The organism is Brevibacterium sp. CFH 10365 (assembly GCF_009299785.1).
In the GTDB taxonomy this organism is placed as follows: domain Bacteria; phylum Actinomycetota; class Actinomycetes; order Actinomycetales; family Brevibacteriaceae; genus Brevibacterium; species Brevibacterium limosum.
Genome location: NZ_VIGO01000009.1, coordinates 1 through 21,234 on the forward strand (window position 1 = coordinate 1; position 21,234 = coordinate 21,234).

General features: G+C 65.4%; 17 protein-coding genes. 7 read left to right on the forward strand and 10 right to left on the reverse strand.

Features of this window, described 5'->3' with window-relative positions; genetic code table 11:
* Positions 1–42: 42 nt before the first annotated feature.
* Positions 43–591, reverse strand: coding sequence for a helix-turn-helix domain-containing protein (locus FHG09_RS16670; protein WP_152348774.1), 549 nt, complete (start codon positions 589–591; stop codon positions 43–45).
* Between the two features lie 61 nt (positions 592–652).
* Here FHG09_RS16670 and FHG09_RS16675 point away from each other — a divergent pair, with 61 nt between their 5' ends.
* Positions 653–2,041: an L-lactate permease gene (locus FHG09_RS16675; RefSeq protein WP_152348775.1), complete on the forward strand. Its 1,389-nt coding sequence runs from the start codon at positions 653–655 to the stop codon at positions 2,039–2,041.
* Positions 2,042–2,078: 37 nt separating this feature from the next.
* On the opposite strand, the gene FHG09_RS16680 is transcribed toward FHG09_RS16675, so the two are convergent.
* Positions 2,079–3,407 (reverse strand): M24 family metallopeptidase, encoded by a 1,329-nt coding sequence (locus FHG09_RS16680; RefSeq protein ID WP_193627420.1) that lies wholly within the window; start codon positions 3,405–3,407, stop codon positions 2,079–2,081.
* A gap of 312 nt (positions 3,408–3,719) precedes the next feature.
* Here FHG09_RS16680 and FHG09_RS16685 point away from each other — a divergent pair, with 312 nt between their 5' ends.
* Both FHG09_RS16685 and FHG09_RS16690 read left to right on the forward strand, forming a co-directional pair.
* The gene (locus FHG09_RS16685) at positions 3,720–4,205 is read left to right on the forward strand and encodes an Lrp/AsnC family transcriptional regulator (protein WP_025780565.1); all 486 of its coding nucleotides are present in this window, start codon (positions 3,720–3,722) and stop codon (positions 4,203–4,205) included.
* Positions 4,202–5,593, forward strand: coding sequence for an aspartate aminotransferase family protein (locus tag FHG09_RS16690; RefSeq protein ID WP_152348776.1), 1,392 nt, complete (start codon positions 4,202–4,204; stop codon positions 5,591–5,593). Before FHG09_RS16685 ends, FHG09_RS16690 begins: the two co-directional genes overlap by 4 nt.
* A gap of 80 nt (positions 5,594–5,673) precedes the next feature.
* Here the strand turns inward: FHG09_RS16690 and FHG09_RS16695 are convergent, their stop codons facing one another.
* Both FHG09_RS16695 and FHG09_RS16700 read right to left on the reverse strand, forming a co-directional pair.
* Positions 5,674–7,041 carry a YibE/F family protein gene (locus tag FHG09_RS16695; protein ID WP_152348777.1) on the reverse strand — a complete coding sequence of 456 codons (1,368 nt, stop codon included), beginning with the start codon at positions 7,039–7,041 and terminating at the stop codon, positions 5,674–5,676.
* Positions 7,042–7,208: 167 nt separating this feature from the next.
* Positions 7,209–8,591 (reverse strand): glycine--tRNA ligase, encoded by a 1,383-nt coding sequence (locus tag FHG09_RS16700; RefSeq protein WP_152348778.1) that lies wholly within the window; start codon positions 8,589–8,591, stop codon positions 7,209–7,211.
* A 383-nt stretch (positions 8,592–8,974) separates the two neighbouring features.
* On the opposite strand from FHG09_RS16700, the gene FHG09_RS16705 reads away from it, so the two are divergent.
* Entirely contained in the window at positions 8,975–10,777 is a 1,803-nt protein-coding gene (locus FHG09_RS16705; RefSeq protein WP_152348779.1) for a DEAD/DEAH box helicase, read from the forward strand.
* Between the two features lie 124 nt (positions 10,778–10,901).
* On the opposite strand, the gene FHG09_RS16710 is transcribed toward FHG09_RS16705, so the two are convergent.
* The 4 genes from FHG09_RS16710 to FHG09_RS20110 form a co-directional block, all read right to left on the reverse strand.
* Entirely contained in the window at positions 10,902–11,678 is a 777-nt protein-coding gene (locus FHG09_RS16710) for an isoprenyl transferase (RefSeq protein ID WP_152348780.1), read from the reverse strand.
* Positions 11,675–12,403, reverse strand: coding sequence for a DNA repair protein RecO (gene recO, locus FHG09_RS16715; protein WP_152348781.1), 729 nt, complete (start codon positions 12,401–12,403; stop codon positions 11,675–11,677). The genes FHG09_RS16710 and recO overlap by 4 nt, the downstream gene beginning before the upstream one ends.
* A gap of 245 nt (positions 12,404–12,648) precedes the next feature.
* Positions 12,649–14,412 (reverse strand): 2-isopropylmalate synthase, encoded by a 1,764-nt coding sequence (gene leuA, locus FHG09_RS16720; protein ID WP_152348782.1) that lies wholly within the window; start codon positions 14,410–14,412, stop codon positions 12,649–12,651.
* A gap of 232 nt (positions 14,413–14,644) precedes the next feature.
* Positions 14,645–15,931 (reverse strand): DUF6636 domain-containing protein, encoded by a 1,287-nt coding sequence (locus FHG09_RS20110; protein WP_152348783.1) that lies wholly within the window; start codon positions 15,929–15,931, stop codon positions 14,645–14,647.
* A 60-nt stretch (positions 15,932–15,991) separates the two neighbouring features.
* Here FHG09_RS20110 and FHG09_RS16730 point away from each other — a divergent pair, with 60 nt between their 5' ends.
* Together FHG09_RS16730 and FHG09_RS16735 are read left to right on the forward strand one after the other, a co-directional pair.
* Complete coding sequence (locus FHG09_RS16730) at positions 15,992–16,864, forward strand: L,D-transpeptidase family protein (RefSeq protein ID WP_152348784.1); 873 nt, start codon at positions 15,992–15,994, stop codon at positions 16,862–16,864.
* Positions 16,865–16,895: 31 nt separating this feature from the next.
* The gene (locus tag FHG09_RS16735; protein WP_152348785.1) at positions 16,896–17,519 is read left to right on the forward strand and encodes a hypothetical protein; all 624 of its coding nucleotides are present in this window, start codon (positions 16,896–16,898) and stop codon (positions 17,517–17,519) included.
* A 25-nt stretch (positions 17,520–17,544) separates the two neighbouring features.
* Here the strand turns inward: FHG09_RS16735 and FHG09_RS16740 are convergent, their stop codons facing one another.
* Both FHG09_RS16740 and FHG09_RS16745 read right to left on the reverse strand, forming a co-directional pair.
* Positions 17,545–18,309, reverse strand: coding sequence for an NAD(P)-dependent oxidoreductase (locus tag FHG09_RS16740; protein ID WP_193627421.1), 765 nt, complete (start codon positions 18,307–18,309; stop codon positions 17,545–17,547).
* A gap of 56 nt (positions 18,310–18,365) precedes the next feature.
* Positions 18,366–20,207 (reverse strand): N-acetylmuramoyl-L-alanine amidase, encoded by a 1,842-nt coding sequence (locus FHG09_RS16745; RefSeq protein WP_152348786.1) that lies wholly within the window; start codon positions 20,205–20,207, stop codon positions 18,366–18,368.
* 137 nt (positions 20,208–20,344) lie between these two features.
* Between FHG09_RS16745 and FHG09_RS16750 the strand changes: the two genes are divergently transcribed.
* Positions 20,345–21,223, forward strand: coding sequence for a DUF817 domain-containing protein (locus FHG09_RS16750; RefSeq protein WP_152348893.1), 879 nt, complete (start codon positions 20,345–20,347; stop codon positions 21,221–21,223).
* Positions 21,224–21,234 lie beyond the last annotated feature (11 nt).

Here is a 21,234-nt window from a genome sequence, read left to right on the forward strand (position 1 = left end):
AAGACTCACAGCCGTCAGGTAGTAAGAAGGGGTACGGCAGGTTCAGACGATGATGAGCATGAGTTCGGCGGGCTCGTCGTGGGGATTCGCCAATTGGTGCGGAACGTCGCCGGGGGCGTGAGCGCAGTCACCGGCGTGCAGAGTGGTGCGCCGGTCGATGGTGACGACCTCGATGCTGCCTTCGAGGACGAAGAAGCTCTCACGCGAACCGCTGCGGTGGGCGGCGAAGGCCGAGGTCTCGCTGCGCGGATCGAGGCGGTAGTGGACGACGTCCATGTTCTCGATCGCCGACGGCAGGTCCCGTCGCCAGATCCCCTTCCCGAAGGTCGTGGTCGTGGGGATAGCATCGGAGCGGGTGATGGTCACCTCGGGGGCGGCGAGGAGTTCGCCGACGTCGACGCCGAGGGCTCGGGAGAGGCCCATGGCGTTCGACACGGAGGTGTCCTGCTCTCCCCGCTCGATCTTCGACAGAGCAGCCCGGGACAGTCCTGCCCGGACCGCGAGTTCGTTGAGGGTGAGGTTGTTGAATTTGCGCCGTGCTCTGATGCGGGCGCCGAAGACACGAGCGCCGAGATCCTCTTCTTTCACCATTGGAACATCATAATCTATTCTTGGATCATAGAATCGCATCTCACAAAGGAAACTCACTCGTATGGCGGCAGTGCTGGCTCTCACTCCGATCCTCCTCGCCATCGTCCTGCTCCTGCTCAAGCAGAGTTCCTGGGTCGCGGCTCTGGTCGGAGCCGTGCTCGCGGCCGTCCTCGTCGCCTTCGCCTTCCCCACCCCCGCCTCGGTGCTGCTGGAGTCGGGGATCGACTACTTTCCGCTCATCCTCGAGGTCGCGCTCATCCTGCTCTTCGGCATGCTGCTGGCCCGGCTGCTCGAGTCCGCCGGGTCGATGTCGCAGATCTCCTCCTGGGTCGAATCGCTGTCACCGAGCCGACCGCTCGGTGTCGCGCTCGTCGTCTTCGGCATCGTCCCTTTCGCGGAATCGGTCACCGGCTTCGGCATCGGCGTCACCGTCGGCGTGCCGATTCTGCGCCACCTCGGCTGCACACTGCGACAGTCGGCGATTCTCGGTCTCCTCGGCCTCATCGCCGTCCCCTGGGGCGCTCTGGGGCCGGGCACCACGGTCGCGGCGGCTCTGGCCGGATTCGACGTCGACGAACTCGGTCTGGCCACTGCGTGGATCAATGCGATTCCAGTCACCATCGTCGCGATCGCGGTGGTCACGATCATGCGTCCCTCTCCCGCCTCGGCGCTGGGGATCGTCGGGGCCGCCGCACTCATGTGGCTGGGGATCCTCGGCTCCAGCTATGTCATCGGCATGGCTCCCTCGGGGGTCATCGGATCGCTGCTCGTCATCCTCGTCGTCGGTGTGCTGTTCATGATCCGGAAGAAGACCTCGGGGCTCACCCGTGGTCTCGGTGCGGCCATTCTGCCCTACGGGGTGCTCACGATCGGGCTGCTGGTGGCACGGGCGCTGCATTCGGCGCTGCCGTCACTTCTCACGCAGCTCGTCGCCTCTCCCCCGTTCTGGCTGGCGGCTGCCTGTCTCATCGCAGCCTTCGCCGTCGAGGGCAGGCGCGAGGTCTCCGTCGCGGCACTGCGCTCCTGGGTCCCCATCGGGGTGGGCACGGCCGCGTTCATGCTCATGGGCTGGATCATGACGACGACGGGGATGAGCGAGGCGATCGGCGGTCTGCTGCCGGCCGGGCTCGTCCTCCTGACCCCGTGGCTGAACTCCATCGGAGCGGTCCTCACCGGGTCGAACACTGGAGCGAACTCGATGTTCACCGGCACCCTGACCGCGGTCGCTGCGTCTTCGCATGTGTCGGCTCTGCCCGTGGTCGCGGCCGGAAACGCCGCGGGGTCGCTGGCCGCCCTCGCCGCTCCCCCACGGGTCGCCATGGCTGTGCAGATCGCCGATTCCCGAACGGCCGCCTCGGCGCAGGACATCACCTGGGTGCAGGGTCGGGCACTCGCGGTGGCCGGGATCAATGCGCTGTTCATCGGCCTGTGGATCCAGTTCTTCTCCTGAGCAACGGCGGCCGGCCCGAGCCCAGGCCGCGCCCGTCTCAGACGCGGATGATCTCACGGGGGAAGTTCGTGAACGGCTCGCAGCCGGTGTCGGTGATGAGCACCGCCTCGGACAGTTCGATTCCGTAGCCGTTCATCCACATTCCGCCGATGAGGTGGAAGGTCATTCCCGCTTCGAGGATCTGATCGTCCTCGGTGCGGATCGAGATCGTCCGCTCACCCCAATCCGGCGGGTAGCCGATGCCGATCGAGTAGCCCAGGCGGCTGGGCTTCTCGAGCCCCGACAGCGCGAGCACGCGATTCCAGGTGCGGGCGAGTTCCGCAGTCGGCACCTCGGGTGCGGCAACGTCGAGGACCGCGGACAGCGCCTCGGCGACGACGCCCTCGAGACGCACGAGCTCATGTTTCGGTCGACCGGTCACCGCGGTGCGGGCCAGCGGGACATGATAGCGGCGGTGAACTCCGGCGAGCTCGATGCTCACCGATTCGTCGGCGGAGAACTTCCTATCGGTCCAGCTCAGGTGCGGGGTGTCCGCGCTTTCGCCGGTGGGCATGAGCGGGACGATCGAGGGATAGTCACCCCAGATGCCGTCGCCGCCTCGGGTCTGAGCCTCGGCGATCGCAGCGGCCACTTCGTGCTGTCCGACGCCGATGCCGATGGTCCCCAGGGCCGCATCCATGGCTGCGGTGGTCACCTTCGCGGCCTTGCGCATGAGCTCGATCTCGGCCGGGGATTTGACCGCACGGATCCAGTTGACGAGCTCGAAGGAGTCGACGAGGCGCCATTCGGGCACACCGTTGACCAGCGCCCGGAAGGCTCGCGGGGAGAAGAAGTGCGAGTCCATCTCGACCCCGACCGGCGAGGTGGAGGCGCGGGCCACCTCCCACCGCTGGCGCAGGGCGAAGGCGACCCAGTCGAAGGGGTGGATATGGGGGCGCTGCACATAGCGTTCGGGGTAGCCGACGATGTCCTCGGGCGGCAGCCACGAGGTGTGCGAGGCGCCGCGGGCGTCCATATCGCGCATGAACAGGGTCATCGGCCCCGATGAGGGAACGAAGAGCAGCTGCGGGGTGTAGAAGGACCATGCGTTGTATCCGGTGAGGTAGTAGATGTTCGCCGGATCCGTGACGATGAGCGCGGCCAGACCCTGGTCGACCATGCGATTGCGCACCGAGGCGATCCGGCCGAGATACTCTTCGGCGCTGAACGACAGCTCGTTCGCACCGATCGAATCGACCTCGCCGGGAATCGGCTGCGGGCGAGCCTTGACCTCTTTGCCGGCCTGCCCCTGCTCGGCTCCGGGACGCATCCCATACACATCCGGGCGATTGTCGTCGCCGGCGGAGAACAGCTCACCCTCATTCATGCTCCCAGTGTGGTGATCCCGCTCACATACTGTCAATCACTGTCGATGCGCGTGTTGTCGGCGGTCTGCAGATCACGATGTCGGCGCGAATCCGCGGGTCTCGACGACGGCGATCCTGTCAGCACTCGGCACCGCAAGCTCCGGTCGTCGCGAGAGCGGCGCGGGCACACGCATACTCGTCCGCCGCCTCGGCGATTTCTGACGAATCCAGAATCAAACAATTTCAGTTTCGACGGAATTCGCATCCGAAACAGCGCATTTCAGCAGATTCAGTGATAGGTTGTTCGGAGACGCACATCACGGAGGTGAAGAATGGACCCGCTCCTGCCGAACGGCAGCGGTTCCCGACTGGGGAATCTCGACGAGAAGTCTAAGGCGATCATCGTCGAACTGCAGCACGACGGAAGGAAATCCTATTCGGCCATCGGCAAGTCCGTCGGCCTGTCCGAGGCCGCCGTGCGCCAGCGGGTGTCGAGGCTCATCGAGTCGGGTGTCATGGAGATCGTCGCCGTGACGGACCCGCTGAGTCTGGGATTCGCGCGGCAGGCGATGGTGGGGCTGAAGGTCCGTGGAGACATCTCCGCGGTCGCCGAGCAGCTGCACGACTATGACGAGATCGACTACCTCGTCGTCACCGCCGGTTCGTTCGACCTCCTGGTCGAGATCGTGTGTGAATCGGATCGGCATCTGATCGAGTTCGTCAATGAGGAGCTCCGCTCGATCGATGCCGTCGTGGATACGGAGCTCTTCATGTACCTCTCACTCGAAAAGCAGAAATACAATTGGGGGACGCGATGACAGAGAATGTCACCAGAGCCGGCACTCCTTATCAGGATGCCATCCGCAACAACGTGTGGATGCACATGTCACCACACCAAGCACTGTTCAACGGTGGTGAGGCGCCGGTCATCGTACGCGGCGAAGGCCACCACATCTTCGATGACAAGGGCAGGAAGTACCTCGACGGTCTCGCCGGCCTGTTCACCGTCCAGGTGGGCCACGGTCGCGAGCAGATCGCGAAGGCAATGTACGACCAGACGCTGAAGCTGCCGTTCATGCCGCTGTGGTCGTATGCCCACCCGCAGGCGATCGAGGTCTCGGAGCGTCTGGCCAGCTATGCCCCGGGCGACCTCAATCGGGTCTTCCTCACCTCCGGCGGCGGCGATTCGGTCGAGTCGGCGATGAAGCTGGCGAAGAACTACTTCAAGCTCGTTGGCAAACCCGGCAAGCACAAGATCATCTCGCGGGCCACCGCCTACCACGGCACTCCGCACGGCGCATTGTCGGTGACTTCGCTGCCGGGCCTGCGTGAGCAGTTCGCTCCCCTGGTTCCCGGAGCTCACAAGGTGCCGAACACGAACTTCTACCGGGCACCGGAGCACCTCGCCCACGACGAGAAGGCCTTCGGCCGCTGGGCTGCCGACCGCATCGGTGAGGCCATCGAGTTCGAGGGCGCCGACTCCGTCGCCGCCGTCTTCCTCGAGCCCGTGCAGAACTCCGGCGGCTGCTTCCCGCCGCCTCCCGGGTACTTCGAGCGGGTCCGCGAGATCTGCGACGAGTACGATGTGCTGCTGGTCTCGGACGAGACGATCTGCGCCTACGGCCGTATCGGCGACATGTTCGCCTGCAACGACTTCGGCTATGTTCCCGACATCATCACCTCGGCCAAGGGCATCACCTCCGGCTATGCGCCGCTGGGTGCGATGATCGCCTCCGATCGTCTCTTCGAGCCCTTCGGCCCCGGCGGCGATGAGACCTTCTACCACGGCTACACCTTCGGCGGTCACCCCGTCGCCTGTGCCGCCGCGATGGCGAACTTCGACGTCTTCGAAGAGGAGAAGCTCAACGATCACGTGCACGAGAACGCTGCGGCGTTCAAGTTCACGCTCGAGAAGCTCAAGGACCTGCCGATCGTCGGCGATGTCCGCGGTGAGGGGTTCTTCTACGGAATCGAACTCGTCAAGGACAAGGACACGAAGGAGTCGTTCACCGAAGAGGAGTCCGAGCGGATCCTGAAGAACTTCGTGTCGGCGAAGATGTACGACAGCGGCCTGTACTGCCGCGCCGACGACCGTGGAGACCCGGTCATCCAGCTCTCGCCTCCGCTGACCGTCGGTCAGCCCGAGTTCGACGAGATGGAGCAGATCATCCGCGGCGTCCTGCAGGAAGCCTGGACCATGTTCTGACCTCCCCTTACTACCTGACGGCGGCCCAGCAACCTCGCGCCAGGTTGCTGGGCCGACGTCAGGTTGTTGTGGGGTGAAGGTCAGCGGTTTCGGTCACGTTCGCGGGCCTCGCGGCGGGTCATCGGAGGTCGCTCCCCCGCGGGTTCGGCGCGCTCGGCTTCAGAGTGCCCTTCCGCCGCTCTGGCTGTCACGGCTGCCCCGCGCTCGGTCGTCTCTCCACGTTGCTCGGCTGGTACCGGCGAAACCGCGGGTGCGACGGGCCGCCTCGGTGAGCGGAGGCCGGAGCGGACGACGAGGACGCCGAGCCCGGTCGTCAGCGGGATCGCGATGACCAGGCCGATCGAACACACGAGGATGCTCACCACCTCCACCGACATGTCCCCGAGCGTGAACGTGTCGAGCAGCGGCTGATCATGTGCGGAGACGATGATGAGCGTCATCAGCGCCGAGCCCACATAGGCGAACGTGATCGTATAGACGGTCGATGCGATATGGTCACGGCCGATGCGCATCGCCCGGGCAAACAGCTGACCGGGCTTCATCTCCGGAGCCGCAGCCGCCAGCTCCCACACTGCCGAAGCCTGAGTGATGGTGACGTCGTTGAGCACTCCGAGCCCGGTGATGAGGATCGCGCACACGATGATGTCGGTCATTCCGAGATCGGTCGTGTCGACCAGCAGGTACCCGTCCTCCGAATAGGCGATGCCCAGATTCGCCCATGAGGTCATCCACGCGCCGAGGATGCCCGTGATCACGATGCCGAGCACCGTTCCGAACAGCGCCGTCGACGTCCGCGTCGAGATCCCGTGCGCCAGATAGAGAGCGATGACCATGATCAGACTCGCCGAGACCATCGCCACCAGCACCGGGGGTTTGCCGTCGAGCATCGCCGGGAGCATGAACACGAACAGCACAGCACCGGCGAACCCGAGCCCGATCAGTGCGCGCAGCCCCCGCAGACCGGCAACGAGGAGGACGACGATCGCGTATATGATCGCCAGCGCCAGCATCGGGACGTTGCGGTCGAAATCGATGAACACATAGTCGGTGCCCATCTCCGCCCGATCCGGTGACTGCGTGAAATCGAGGACCTTGATCGTGTCCCCGACGTCCACGCCGGCCTTGACCGCATCGGGGGTGACGTACAGACTGCCATCCTGCCCGTTCGCCTCCACCGTGTACTTCGTGCAGTCGGCCCGCACCATCGGGTCCGTCTCCCCCGTCTCACAGTCCGAGGCGTCGACGGCGGTGACGGTGACCTTCGTATCCGTCGTGCCTTCGGCCGCGTTCGTCGTCGGTCCGCCTCCGGGCAGCTCGGTGTCGGGGCTCGACGGCCACAATACGAACAGCCCCACGAGAGTGACCACGATCAGCGGGACGAGGCAGGCGAGCATGATCAGGCGAACCCTTGGCGAGGCCTTCGGTTCGTGTCGGGACGTCATATGCATGGCGGTCCTTAGAGGGAGGGCTGACCGAGGAGGTGCAGTTGCGGCCGACCAAGGGCGGATGGGCGGCAGCTGCCCGCCGAGAGCGGCCAGCCATCATCGGGACTACCTGACGGCGGCCCAGCAACCTGGCGCCAGGTTGCTGGGCCGCCGTCGGGTAGCAGTTGGGGTCAGGCTCCGCCGAGGTGGTCGGCCAGGTAGTTCTCCACCTGGTCGATGCTCACGCGTTCCTGAGTCATGTCATCACGCTTGCGGATCGTCACTGCCTGATCATCGAGGGTGTCGAAGTCGACGGTGATGCACAGCGGGGTGCCGATCTCGTCCTGACGACGGTAGCGGCGGCCGATGGCACCGGCATCGTCGAAGTCGATGTTCCAGCGGCGACGCAGACGGGCAGCCAGATCCTTGGCGGCCGGTGTCAGCTTCTCGTTGCGGCTCAGCGGCAGCACCGCAGCCTTGACCGGAGCCAGGCGCGGGTCGAGCCCCAGCACGACGCGCTTGTCGACACCGCCCTTCGTGTTCGGTGCCTCGTCTTCGCTGTAGGCCTCGACGAGGAATGCCATCATCGACCGGGTCAGGCCGAAGGAGGGTTCGATGACATAGGGGGTGTAGCGGTCGCCGCTGGCCTGGTCGAAGTACTGCAGCTTCGCTCCCGAGACCTCGGTGTGGGTGCCGAGGTCGTAGTCGGTGCGGTTGGCCACGCCCATCAGCTCGCCCCATTCGGATCCCTGGAAGCCGAAGCGGTATTCGATGTCGATGGTGCCGGCCGAGTAGTGCGCACGGTCCTCGGCAGGAACGTCGAGGCGGCGGACGTTGTCCTCGGAGATGCCCAGGTCGAGGAACCAGGCCCAGCAGTCTTCGACCCACTGCTTGTAGAAGTCATCGGCTTCATCGGGGTGGACGAAGTACTCGATCTCCATCTGCTCGAACTCACGGGTGCGGAAGATGAAGTTGCCGGGGGTGATCTCGTTGCGGAAGGCCTTGCCGATCTGGCCGATGCCGAACGGAGGCTTCTTCCGGGCCGCGGTGAGCACATTGTTGAAGTTCACGAAGATGCCCTGAGCGGTCTCCGGGCGCAGGTAGTGCAGGCCTGCTTCGGAATCGACGGGACCGAGGAAGGTCTTGACCAGGCCGGAGAACTCCTGCGGCTCTGTCCACTGACCGCGGGTGCCGCAGTCGGGGCAGACGATATCGGCCATTCCGTTCTCCGGAGCCTTCTTGTTCTTCGTCTCGTACGCTTCGACGAGGTGGTCCTCGCGGTGGCGCTTGTGGCAGTTGAGGCATTCGACGAGCGGATCGACGAAGGTCTCGACGTGGCCGGAGGCTTCCCAGACGCGCTTGGGCAGGATGATCGAGGAGTCGAGGCCGACGACGTCTTCGCGACCGCGCACGAACTGCTGCCACCACTGGGCCTTGATGTTGTCTTTGAGCTCAACGCCCAAGGGTCCGTAGTCCCATGCCGAGCGGGAACCGCCGTAGATCTCTCCGGCTTGGAAGACGAATCCTCTGCGTTTGGCCAGGGCGATGACGGCATCCAACTTGGACTGTGCCACTTGTTCTCTCCTTGATTCAGTTCGCCGACGGCCGGCTGCCGTGGCTCGCAGGTACCAGCCTAACTGGTCACACTGCCGCTTCCTCAACGCCGGTCCGACCAGCCCCGACGCCCAATCACGGTGGGAAGAAGGGACCGCGGGAGGCGACTGATCTCACACTCGGTTTCTCGGTCCGGGGCCGCCTCGGCGAGGGGACGGCATGTAGACTTGGGGTACACCCAAACCTTTCTCCGTACCGACGTTTCCACGTCTGTCCAAGCGAGTTCTTGGATCTCTACGGTTTCGGCCCGGATTGCTCACGATGATTGCACAAGCGGCCGCAGGGTAGATCGCCACTACAGTCATCTGCGATCAAGTGTGTGCCGACGTGAGAGAGATCACTCATGACCGATGTGTCCGCAAACGACGAAACCACTCCGAGATTCTCCGAACTGGGACTTCACCCGCTCGTGCTCAAGGCCGTAGAGGCGCAGGGCTACGAGATCCCCACCCCCATCCAGGCCGAGACCATCCCGACCCTCCTGTCGGGCCGTGACGTCATCGGTCTCGCCCAGACCGGAACCGGCAAGACCGCGGCCTTCGCCCTGCCGGCTCTGTCCGACCTCGCCGAGGCGGGCCGCGCCGACGACGGCCCGTTCGCTCTCGTGCTCACCCCCACTCGCGAACTCGCGATCCAGGTCGCCGAGGCATTCACCTCCTACGCCACCGAGCTCTCCGACTTCTCCGTGCTCCCGATCTACGGCGGTCAGGCCTATGGTCCGCAGCTGGCCGGCCTGCGCCGCGGTGCGCAGGTCGTCGTGGGCACCCCGGGGCGTGTCATCGACCACCTCAAGCGCGGTTCCCTCAAGCTCGGCAGCCTCCAGCACCTCATCCTCGATGAGGCCGACGAGATGCTCAAGATGGGCTTCGCCGAAGACATCGAAGAGATCTTCAGCCAGGTCGGTGAGGACCGTCAGGTCGCACTGTTCTCGGCCACCATGCCGACCTCGATCCACCGGATCACCGGCAAGTACCTCAACGATCCGAAGGAAGTCCGGATCGCCGCGAAGTCGCAGACCGGAGCGAACATCCGTCAGCGCTACTTCATGGTCCAGCATTCGCATAAGCTCGACGCTCTGACCCGCATCCTCGAGGTCGAGGAGTACGAGGGCATCATCATGTTCGTGCGCACGAAGCAGGCAACCGAGGAGCTGGCGGAGAAGCTGCGTGCCCGCGGTTTCAAGACCGCCGCGATCAACGGCGACATCCCGCAGCAGGCACGTGAGCGCACGATCGACATGCTGCGTGAGGGCAAGATCGACATCCTCGTCGCCACCGATGTGGCCGCCCGCGGTCTCGACGTCGAGCGCATCACGCTGGTCGTCAACTATGACATCCCGCACGACACCGAATCCTATGTCCACCGCATCGGCCGCACCGGTCGTGCCGGACGCTCCGGCGAGGCGATCCTCTTCGTGACCCCGCGCGAGCAGCGCATGCTCGGTTCGATCGAGCGCGCCACGAAGCAGAAGGTCGAACCGCTGACTCTGCCCAGCGTCGAAGAGCTGACGAACACTCGTGTCGAGAAGTTCACGAAGCGCATCGACGATGTGCTCGCTCAGACCGAACTGTCCGAACTCACCGAGGTCATCGAGCAGTATTCGCTCTCCCGCGATGTGCCTGCCTCGAACATCGCCGCTGCTCTGGCCTCCCTCGTCCTCGAGTCGAACACGCTCAAGGCCGAACCGATGCCCGAGCCGGCACGTCGCCAAGGTCGTGACCGCGACCGCGACGGCGGCCGTGACGGCGGTCGTCCGGGCCGCGGCGGACGTGCCCGTGACGAGAACATGACGACCTACCGTCTGGCCGTGGGGCGCAATGAGCGTCTGCAGCCGGGCGCCGTGGTCGGCGCGATCGCGAACGAAGGCGGAATCACCTCGAAGCAGATCGGCCATATCGACATTCGTTCGAACCACACGCTCGTCGACCTGCCCAAGGACCTCGATCCGTCGGTGCTGCGCAAGCTCTCCCACACCGAGATCCAAGGTCGTCCCATCGACATCCGTCCGGATTCGGGCCGCCCGGGACGCCCGTTCAAGAAGCGCAATTTCGACAAGCAGCCCGGTGACAGCCGCAACTTCCGCGGCGATCGCCGAGGCGGCAAGAAGTTCGGCGGTCGGGGCGACCGTCCCCGCGACCGCTACTGAGGCGTCAGCGTCGCGGACGCACTCGCCCGGCGTGAGCTCGCTCTGACGTGACAGATCGGCCCCTGACAGATCGGCCCCGCAGCACTGCGCTGCGGGGCCGTTTCCGTGCCGGAGCGGGACGGTCTCAGGCGGAGGGTGTGTCGACGGCGCCGCCGAAGCGACGGTCGCGACGGGCGTACTCTTCGATCGCCGCCCACAGGGTGCGCCGGTCGACGTCGGGCCACAGCACGTCCTGGAAGACCATCTCGGCGTAGGCGGACTGCCAGAGCAGGAAGTTCGAGGTCCGCTGCTCCCCCGACGACCGCATGAACAGGTCGACGTCGGGCACGATGGGTGCGTAGAGGCGGGAGCGGACGGTCTTCTCCGAGACCTTGCCGGGTCTGAGCTTCCCGGCGGCCACCTCGGCGGTGATCTCATTGATCGCATCGACGATCTCGGAGCGTCCACCGTAGTTCACGCAGAACTGGAGCACGAGTCCGGTGTTGTTCTTCGTCATCTCCGCGGCGGTTTCGAGTTCGTTGATGACCGAACGCCACAGCCGACCGGGACGACCCGACCACACGATGCGCACCCCCAGCTCGTTGAGCTCATCGCGACGGCGGCGGATGACGTCGCGGTTGAAGCCCATGAGGAACCGCACCTCGTCGGGTGAGCGCTTCCAGTTCTCCGTCGAGAACGCATACGCCGACAGATAGTCCACGCCGATCTCGATCGCGCCGTGGATGACGTCGAGCAGCGACGCCTCTCCGGCTCTGTGCCCTTCCGTGCGCGGCAATCCCCGCTGGTTCGCCCACCGACCGTTGCCGTCCATGACGATCGCGACGTGCCCCGGCACGAACTTCGCGTCGATGCGCGGAGGCCTCGCTCCGCTGGGGTGGGCCGGTGGTGCGGGGTAGCTCATGTGCTCTCCAGAACTCTCAGTGATCGGATATTGCGCTCGAGGTGCCAGGACACCCAGTCCGAGACCAGCTTCGACCCGTCGATCTGATCGTGCAGGTCAGAGGCCTCCGCCCGCTCCCAGTCTCCGGACAGCAACGCGGCCATATGCTCAAGCGCATCGGTGTCGGGCAGTGCCGCACCGGAGGGGCGGCAGTTCGTGCACACGGCCCCACCCAAGGAGGCTGAGAACGCGCGGTGGGGCCCGGGGCTCCCGCACTGGGCGCAGTCGAGCAGGCTCGGCGCCCACCCGGCCACGGACATCGCGCGCAGCAGGTACGCGTCGAGGGACAGCCTCGGCGCGTGTTCGCGGTTGCACAGCGAGCGGATCGCGGAGACGAGGAGGAGGAAATGCGTCCGGGATTGGGGTTCGGCCTCGGTGATGCTGCGTGCCGTTTCGGCCATCACCGAGGCGGCCGAATAGACATCGAAGTCCGTGGCGATTCCGCGGGCGAAGGGTTCGATGAGCTCGACCTGGGTGACGATGTCGAGGCTGCGCCCGACATGGCATTGGACGTCGACGAGCATAAAGGGCTCGAGGCGGGAGCCGAACCGCGATTTCGTCCGGCGCACCCCCTTCGCGACGGCACGGACGAGGCCGTGGCCGCGAGTGAGCACGGTGACGATGCGGTCGGCTTCGCCGAGCTTGTGCCCCTGGAGCACGATGCCTTCATCACGATAGTTGTGCACCCGCCCATTATCGCTTAAGCGCGGCGGGGAATCATCCCGCCGCGCTTAAGCGACTGCTGTGAGATCGACCGCTCAGACTCGCGTCCGCTCCGGCAGCGCGCCTCCGGGCGCAGACTGCCTCAGGTCATGCGAAAGTCGAAGATCACGTCGCCGGCGACGACTCTTTCGACTTTCGCGTCCCCCGAGCGCCGGCGCGGCCGAAACGACCCCGGAGCACCGCGCACGACCGCGTCGAAACGCGCTGCTCAGTCCTGGCGGTCCCGTGCCGCACGGTTGACGGCCGAGACGACGGCCTTGAGCGAGGCCTTCGTGATGTTCGGGTGCAGTCCGGCGCCCCAGACGACCCGGTCTTCGACGGCGAGTTCGACATAGGCCGCGGCGTTGGTGTCGGCGCCGGAGCCGATGGCGTGCTCGGAGTAGTCCTGGAGTCGGACGTCGACGTCGAACTGGTCGATGAGGATCTTCACCAGCGCATCGATCGGTCCGTTGCCGCGTCCTTCGTAGGTGCGTTCCTGGCCGTCGACGATGAGGTCGACCTCGATGCGTTCGGCGGAGGAGCCGGACGCGTCGACGGTGCCCGACTCGGTGCGCAGCCCCACGATCTGGAAGCGGCCCCATGCCTTCTCGGGGTCGTCGGCAGGCAGGTACTCGTAGTTGAAGATGCGGCGGATCTCCTCGGACGTGACCTCACCGCCGCCCTCGGTGTGCTGCTGCACGGCGCGGGAGAATTCAACCTGCATGCGACGCGGCAGGTCGAGTCCGTGCTCGCTCTTGAGCAGGTAGGTCACTCCGCCCTTTCCGGACTGCGAGTTGACGCGGATGATCGCCTCGTAGGAGCGCCCCAGGTCCTTCGGATCGACCGGCAGGTAGGGCATGTCCCATTCCATCAGGTCGACAGGGGTGCCCTGCGCGTTCGCCTTCTTCTCACGATCGGCGAATGCCTTGTTGATCGCGTCCTGGTGGGAGCCCGAGAACGAGGTGAAGACGAGGTCGCCGCCGTAGGGGTGACGTTCGTGGACACCGATCTGGTTGCATTCGGTGACGGTGTGGATGACCTCGTCGATATCGGAGAAGTCGAGCTCCGGATCGACTCCCTGCGTGTACAGGTTGAGGGCGACGGTGACGAGGTCGAGGTTGCCGGTGCGCTCACCGTTGCCGAACAGGCAGCCTTCGATGCGGTCGGCGCCGGCCATCATTCCCAGTTCCGCTGCGGCCACGCCGGTGCCCCGGTCGTTGTGCGGGTGCAGGGAGACGGCCACCTCGTTGCGGTAGGGCATATTCCGGCAGAACCATTCGATCTGGTCCGCGTAGGTGTTAGGGGTGCCGCGTTCGACGGTGGCGGGCAGGTTGACGACGGTTTCGCGGCCGTCGGCGGGCTGCCACATGTCGAGGACGCTGCCGACGATGTCGAGGGCGAACTCGGGTTCGGTGTCGACGAAGATCTCCGGCGAGTACTGGTAGCCGAAGTCCGCGTCGGACAGCAGCGTCTCGGCGTGCTTCATCACGGCCTGAGTGCCCTGCAGTGCGATGTCGCGGGTCTGGTCGAAGCCGTCGCCGTCGAAGCCGAAGACGACCTTGCGGAAGACCGGGGCTGTCGCGTTGTAGAGGTGGACGGTGGGCTTCTTCGCGCCGACGAGGGATTCGACGGTGCGTTCGATGAGGTCCTCGCGGGCCTGGGTGAGCACGGAGATGCGGACATCGTCGGGGATCGCGTCCTGTTCGATGATCTCGCGGACGAAGTCGAAGTCGACCTGGCTGGCGGCGGGGAACCCGACCTCGATCTCCTTGAAGCCGAGACGCACGAGCAGATCGAACATCTTGCGTTTGCGGTCCGGGGTCATCGGATCGATGAGGGCCTGATTGCCGTCGCGCAGGTCGGTGCTCAGCCAGCGAGGCGCCTTGCGGATGATCTGATCCGGCCAGGTGCGGTCGCGCATGTCCAGAGCGATGCGGTCCTGGAACGACTTGTATTTGCCGAACGGCATGGGAGAAGGCTTCTGCAGTTTCATTGTTCCTCTATCTCAGTTTCTCAACGCTTGACCAGCATACGAGGACTCCGCGACGAGCGTGCTGTCCGTTCAGGACTCGTCGCGGCAAGGAAGGAGGAGGAACCTGTGAGCCACGTGATCACCGTAGTCCTCTTCCCTCGTTCCGTCCGAATCCGGTCCACATCCTAAGATCGCCGAGGCGGCACCGCCCGGGCCGTGTCTCATCGGTCCGACCCGGGCCGCGGAGGTCGATCTACTTGAGGAAGTCGACCGAGGCGCGTCGGACGTTGAATCCGACTCCCGTGTCGTCGGATCTGCACGTCATGCCCTCTTCGCTGGAGGTGCATGTCATTCCCGCGGCGGAGATCGAATCACCGTAGCCGAGGACGCGTGCCGGTCCGTTGCTCTCCGGGGCATCGAGGCAGGAGAATCCTGCGCCTTCCCTGTTCGCCACGACGATGGAGCCCCAGTCGTCGAGCTTGCAGTCATCGGGTTTCTCCGGCGGCGAGTACTCGTAGTCGTTGATCACGCAGCGAGCACGTTCGTCATCGATGGTGCAGGCGATGTTGCCCGACGGCGAAGTGAAGGTCTCCTCGGCGACGGGAGCCTCTGAGCTGGCCGAATCGGACGGCTCCGGGTCATCGGACTGACCGATCGAAGGTTCGTCCGTGGGTCCGACCGTGGTGGTCTCCTCCCCCTGAGTGGAGTCCCAGACGATATAGCCGACGATGCCGAGGGCGAGGATGAGCGCGATGGCTGCGAGCACCCACAGCCACGCGGGGACCTTCTTCGTGTCGGTGCGCCGACCATAGGGGTCGCGCGGTCCGCCGGGGCTCCCCGGTCCGCCGGGGCCTCCCGGACCACCGGGTCCTCCCGGGCCGCCTGGTCCGCCGGGCGCTGCCGGACCACCGGGCCCGCCGGGGCCGTAGCCGGCAGCGTAGCCGGCCGGTGCGGCGGCATAGGCAGGGCCGTGGCCTGCCTGCCCGTATCCGGGTCCACCGGACTGGCCCGATCCGGGCTGACTGTATTCCGGTCCGGCCGGTGACTGCACCGGACCGGCGGACTGCGGCTGTGGGGCCGCTGCCTGGCCGGCAGCACCGAACTCCCCTCCCCACTGTCCCTGGTGCGGGTGCGGTTCGGGCTGGTGCGGTTGTGCCTGAGGCGCATCCGCGGTGGCCGGCTGCGAATCGGGCAGCGGGTTCCACTGCTTCGGCGCCGAGGCGGCCTCGGCGGCGGCGATGTCATCGGAGTTCACTTTGCGCGTCGCGGCCGGCAGACCGCCGGTCTCGTATCCTTCAGCGGCGGCGAGTCCGCGCAGCTCTTCGAGGCTGAGCACCTCGGTGGCATCGGTGCCGTCGGATTCGACCATCGACCGCAGCCTCTGAAGTTCTGCGGGAGTCAGCGCTTGGGTGGAGCCATCGGCGGCCGCGGACTCATCCTCGCCGATGAACAACTGGGTTGTGATCGACTCCGGAGACTCCTCGGCCGGCTTCCGACGCCCGGGGCGCGGAGGATGGTTCGGCACAGGTGGAATGCTCATGAGCATATTTTCGCATAGTCACTACCGGCCGGTTCTCATACCTCGTGAGATGATGACCTCATGTCCAATGGAGTCTCTCGGCACGCGGGCCTGCCCGCGCTTCTCGCCTGCGCTCTGTTCCTGACCGCCTGCGGCGCCGATGCCGATGACGGCGAGGCCGACTCCGCGACTGTCGAATCCGCAGGATTCGCCGCTCCCGCACAGCAGACGAGTTTCGGTGATTTCGCGGCTCCGGCACAGGATTCCCCCACCGGAACCGGCTCCCCTGCAACTGATACCGAGCAGTCCGCCACCGATCATTCCGGCTCCGACCGGTCCGGCACCGAGGCGACCGGCCCGGTCCATCCCGTCCCTGTCCCCGGTCTGACGAAGGAGTTCACGGACCAGATCCCGGCAGAGACCTCACAGATCCTCGTCGCCACCTCACCGACAGCCGCCTCGGAGAAGTCGAGCTTGAGCTTCTATGAGTTCACGGAAAAGAAGTGGAAGAAGCTCAAGACGTTCGACACCCACAACGGCAGCAACGGGTGGCTGAAGGATCGCCGCGAGGGTGACAAGACCACCCCGATCGGCGTGTTCACACTCAGCGACGCGGGCGGTTCCAAGGCGAACCCGGGCACCGATCTTCCGTACACCCAGGACGATCGTCTGCCCTCCTCGGCGACGGTGGCCTACGGGGCGGACTATGAATCGGTCTTCGACTACATCATCGCCATCGATTACAACCGCAAGCCCGGCACCGCGCCGACGGACAAGACGCGTCCGCTGGGCTGGGACAAGGGCGGCGGAATCTGGCTGCACCTCGACCATGATTCGGGCACGAACGGCTGCGTCACCCTCGACGAGGCGGATCTCAAGTGGATCATGCGCACCATCGACCCCGACGCCCATCCGCGCATCGCCATGGGGCCGGCGACCGAACTGAAGAAATAGCAGAGTCGAAGAAGCAGCAGAGCAGGATCCCGTGCGCCGTCTCATCATCTCCCTCGTCCAGTCGATCAACGGGTCCTTCGCCGAGGACGGCTGGTCGACCGGGGTGTCCACGGACGCTGACTTCCGGCGCTTCCTCGCTCTTCGCCGCAGCGCGAATGCGATCATCATCGACCGCCGCACCGCGCTGAATCCGCGGCTGCCCGTCATCAACGCCGTCGGCAAAACGCTCGAACACACACCCGTCTATGTGCTCACCGAGTCCGATCCTGCCGCGCTGCAGAGCGAGCTCGACGCCCGCGGCCTCGACTACCGTGCCCAGCATTTCAGTGCGGACACCATCACCGAGGTGGCCGCCGCCCTCCCGACGGCCCCATCCCCCGAATCGCGACAGTCCGACGCCCACTCAGCCCTGCCGTCCGTGGGGACGGAGCCCGAGGAATCCGGTGAAGTGATGCTCCTGTGCGAATCGGGTCCGAATCTCGCATTCCGGCTTCTCGAGCACTATCCGAGGGCCGAACTGCATCTGAGCGTGAGTCCGCGCTATATCCGAACGCCCGGCAGCCATCTCTCCGGGCTCGAGGCCGAGATCGATCTGCGCCTCATCGATGTGCGCGTCGAGGACGATCAGGTCTTCCTGCGCTACAGACGCGCCTGAACGGGACGCTCAGTCCTCGGAGATCTCAGCTCTCCGCAGTCTCATGTTTCGGGAGCCTCAGGTTTTCGAGGTCCCAGCTTTCATAGGTCCCGGCGTTCGCGTGGATCTCCGTGCCCACATCGAAGCGCTCGGGTGAGGCCAGGATCGCTGTGACCGCATCGGCCACCTCGGCGAGATGGACGGTTTCGACTCCCCCGGTCAGATCGTTGCGATCATCACCGCCGACGGGGGCCATGATCCGCAGTTCCCGGAAGTCCACGGTCGTCGATTCCGCCGCGGCGACCTCGAGGAGCATCTTCTGCGCGGCGCCGAAGACACTGATCGCCCCGGACCCGGCCAGCGGCTCGACGCTGGCGACCCCGTTGAGGGCCAGGTGGACGAAGCGCGTGGGCGCAGAGTTGGCAGACTCCGCGTGGTCGGAGGCCGGTCGTCCGGGCGTCGTGCGTTCGGCCGCCAGGCGCTGCGAGATCGCGCATGCCGTGAAGTGCGCCCGCAGGTAGGCGTCGTAGTCCTCATCGAACTTCGCCAGCCCCCGTTCGAGCACCGGTTCATCGATGTACCACCCGCCAAGGGCCGCGATGACGGCATCGACCGGGGGCAGGTCCGCGGAGGCGAGCGCCGAGGCGACCGCTTCCGGTTCGTCCACCCACTCCGGCACAGTCACCGGTTCGTAGGCCGTCTGCGTCTCCGGTCGGCGGCGCACGATGCCGGTGACTGTGTGGTGTGAGCTGAGCCGTTGGGCGAGTCCGGTCCCGACGTGGCCGGACGCGCCGAAGAGGAGGATGTGCATGATGCGAGTCTAGACTCTCTCTCCTCTTCGGCCCGCTGAGGTCGAGGACTGCTCCGCTACTTGCGGATGTAGACCTTGATGCCCGTCTTCTTCGTGTACGTCATGTGCCCGCGTTCGAAGTTCTGGCGTTTCGTGCCGTTCTTGACAGTGCGGTCAGCGGTGGGCAGGCCGAGCTTGCTGCGTTCCCAGCCCATCTTCTTCCACTTCGTGAGGAACCCTCCGTAGATGACATGGCTGCTGGTGCTCGGCGACCAGGTGATCATTCCGGACCGGAAGTTCTGGTAGCGCGCGCTTTTGCGGTGCTTGAAGGTCTGCTTATCGCTGCTGGGGAATCCGATGACGCCCTTCTCGTACTTCACCCGTTTGTAGGCCTTGCGGATCGCGCCCTTGGTCAGGAAGTGCGCTCCTGTCTTCTTCGACCAATAGACGGTGCCCTCTGAGAACGTCTGGTAGGCGCCGTTCGGATTCGTCAGCTTCTTCTCCGGGCCGACCGGTTTGCCGGTCTTCGCCGAATGCTTCTTGTAGTACGAGCCGATCGCGCCCTTCGTCTTGTACGACTTCGTCTTCGGGCTCGGCTTCGGCGCGGGCGCCTTCGTCGGAGGCGGGGTCAGTCCCGGCACCAGCGCCTTGGCTCCGGTGCGGATGCTGCCGAGCCTGTTGTAGAACGCGATTCCCGGGCATTCGGTGTAGCTGGTGTCCCGGTGTCCGGAGACGACATTGAGGCTGACCTTCTTGCCCAGGGCGTACTTGCTCGTCGCGCCTCCACCCGAGGTCAAGGTCATCTTCCCGGTCGGATTGAAGCCGTACTGTCCGGACTTCCAGGCGACAAGCTGCTTGATCGAGTTCTGTGCTGCTGTGCTCGGGGCCGACGATGTATAGGTGCCGAGCACGCTGATGCCGATGGTCCACGAGTTGAAGCCGGAAGCATGAGCACCGGTCACTGCCTTGTCGAGGCTGCCGGCCCGGCCCTCGTACATCGTGCCGTATCTGTCGACGAGGAAGTTGTACCCGAGGTCGCACCAGCCGCGATTCTGAGTGTGGTACGCGAGGTAGCCGCGGATGATCGCCGGTGCCTGCGCTTTCGAGTAGGAGTTCGACCCCGCCGTGTGGTGGATGAACACGCCCTTGGCCGACGACGTCTTGTCCGTAGCGCAGCGGACGAGCTTCTCATCGGCACCCCACTGCTTGCGGGTGACGATCTTCGCTCGCAGATCCTTGGCCGAGATCTGCGCGTCGACTGCCGGTCCCGTGGCCGCCTGTGTGCTCAGGCCTCCGGCGGACTTCGCCACCTGTGCGTCGGCCCTCGTGACCGCCGTGGACACCTGGGTGATCTGCAGATCATCGGTATCAGCCTGCTCGTCGGCGGCGCGCACCTCGACGGCATCCGCATCGAGCACCGGAAGGGCGACGGACTGCGACCGGTGTGAGTCGGCGGGAATCTGAGCGGCTTCTGCGGAGGTGAGGTCGGGGCCTCCCTCGTCATCGGTCGGCAGGCTCTCCCACGCCGTCCAGCCGTCTCCGTCACGGGTGCGGATCTCGAGTTCGGGGTCCTCCCCTTCCCAAGTGGCACCGATGATCGTGACGTCCGAGGTGTCGAGCGGCACAGTCGTGACCTCATCGGTACGGGCATCGACGGTCGTCTCGGAGGGGGTGTCGTCGGTGTCATCGGCGGCAGCATCGCCGCCCTGTGCCGAGTCGTCAGCGGTGGTGACGTCCCCGCTGTCGCCCTCGCCGAGTCCGGCGTCGCCGAGTCCGGGCGCCGTCTCTGACACGTCCGCGGCAGAGACGCCGGGCGTGTTCGTGTGTGTTTCCGGTGTGGCGGCGAGCGCGGATCCCGATAGGGTCGCTGTGAGGAGAATTCCGGTGAGTGCCGAGGCGCAGAATTGCAACGGTTTCATCAGGTGGGGTCCTTGAGGTCATCCATGACCGAGTGAGGGTGTTCCTCACTGGATGGGGGCCGAATCACGGGCACCCAGCGTGACCGCAGGATTATCGTAAGGGTATTCCCAGTATTACGGAAGTGGGTACTCAGCAGATGGCCGATCGCCGCGAACTGACTCGCCTCGAGGCCGTCCTCGACGCCTTCGCCGACAGGCTCCTCCCCCGGGTCCCCGCCGGTGTCCGAGAGTTCCTCGCCTTCGGCATCAAGCAGGCGTGGGCGTGCCTCTTCGGTGCTCTCATGCTCGCCGCGATCATCGCCGCCTCGTGGTTCTATCCCGACGACGCGGCGGTGGCACGCAACGACTTCCTCGTCGTCCTCGCCGTGCTCATCCAGATCGGCATGCTCGCCGCCCGACTCGAGACCGGCCGCGAACTCATCGTCATCATCGTCTTCCACATCGTCGGAACCGGTATGGAGATCTTCAAGACCGCCGTCGGTTCGTGGGACTACGCCCCCGGCGGAGTCCTCCACATCGGTGCCGTGCCCCTGTTCACCGGGTTCATGTACGCCGCCGTCGGGTCCTATATCGTCCGCGTGTACCGCCTCTTCGACTTGCGGTTCAGCCAATACCCGCCGAGGTGGCTGACCGTGATCATCGCCGCCGCCATCTACATCAACTTCTTCACCCACCATTTCATCCTCGACGTCCGCCTCATCCTCGTCGCCGCCACTGTGATCGTCTTCTTCCGCTGCCGTATGTACTTCAGCGTCCACCGCAGAACCCTGAGAATGCCGGTGCTGCTGGCCTTCGTCCTCGTGGCCTTCTTCATCTGGGTGGCTGAGAACATCGGCACCGCGGCCGGGGCCTGGCTGTATCCGAGCCAGGACGACGGCTGGCATCTGGTGCCGCTGACGAAGCTGGTGGCTTGGTTCCTGCTCATGATGATCTCCGTCGTCCTCGTGACCTTCGTCCACAGACCCAGGCCGCCTGAGGTCCACAGACACGAGCCTCCTGACACCTATACTTGCTGAGAACCGAAACA

Coding starts and splice junctions, on each gene's coding strand:
- FHG09_RS16670 (WP_152348774.1), bottom strand. CDS start 591: ATGGTGAAAGAAGAGGATCTCGGCGCTCGTGTCTTCGGCGCCCGCATC.
- FHG09_RS16675 (WP_152348775.1), top strand. CDS start 653: ATGGCGGCAGTGCTGGCTCTCACTCCGATCCTCCTCGCCATCGTCCTG.
- FHG09_RS16680 (WP_193627420.1), bottom strand. CDS start 3,407: ATGAATGAGGGTGAGCTGTTCTCCGCCGGCGACGACAATCGCCCGGAT.
- FHG09_RS16685 (WP_025780565.1), top strand. CDS start 3,720: ATGGACCCGCTCCTGCCGAACGGCAGCGGTTCCCGACTGGGGAATCTC.
- FHG09_RS16690 (WP_152348776.1), top strand. CDS start 4,202: ATGACAGAGAATGTCACCAGAGCCGGCACTCCTTATCAGGATGCCATC.
- FHG09_RS16695 (WP_152348777.1), bottom strand. CDS start 7,041: ATGCATATGACGTCCCGACACGAACCGAAGGCCTCGCCAAGGGTTCGC.
- FHG09_RS16705 (WP_152348779.1), top strand. CDS start 8,975: ATGACCGATGTGTCCGCAAACGACGAAACCACTCCGAGATTCTCCGAA.
- FHG09_RS16710 (WP_152348780.1), bottom strand. CDS start 11,678: ATGAGCTACCCCGCACCACCGGCCCACCCCAGCGGAGCGAGGCCTCCG.
- leuA (WP_152348782.1), bottom strand. CDS start 14,412: ATGAAACTGCAGAAGCCTTCTCCCATGCCGTTCGGCAAATACAAGTCG.
- FHG09_RS20110 (WP_152348783.1), bottom strand. CDS start 15,931: ATGAGCATTCCACCTGTGCCGAACCATCCTCCGCGCCCCGGGCGTCGG.
- FHG09_RS16730 (WP_152348784.1), top strand. CDS start 15,992: ATGTCCAATGGAGTCTCTCGGCACGCGGGCCTGCCCGCGCTTCTCGCC.
- FHG09_RS16740 (WP_193627421.1), bottom strand. CDS start 18,309: ATGCACATCCTCCTCTTCGGCGCGTCCGGCCACGTCGGGACCGGACTC.
- FHG09_RS16745 (WP_152348786.1), bottom strand. CDS start 20,207: ATGAAACCGTTGCAATTCTGCGCCTCGGCACTCACCGGAATTCTCCTC.
- FHG09_RS16750 (WP_152348893.1), top strand. CDS start 20,345: ATGGCCGATCGCCGCGAACTGACTCGCCTCGAGGCCGTCCTCGACGCC.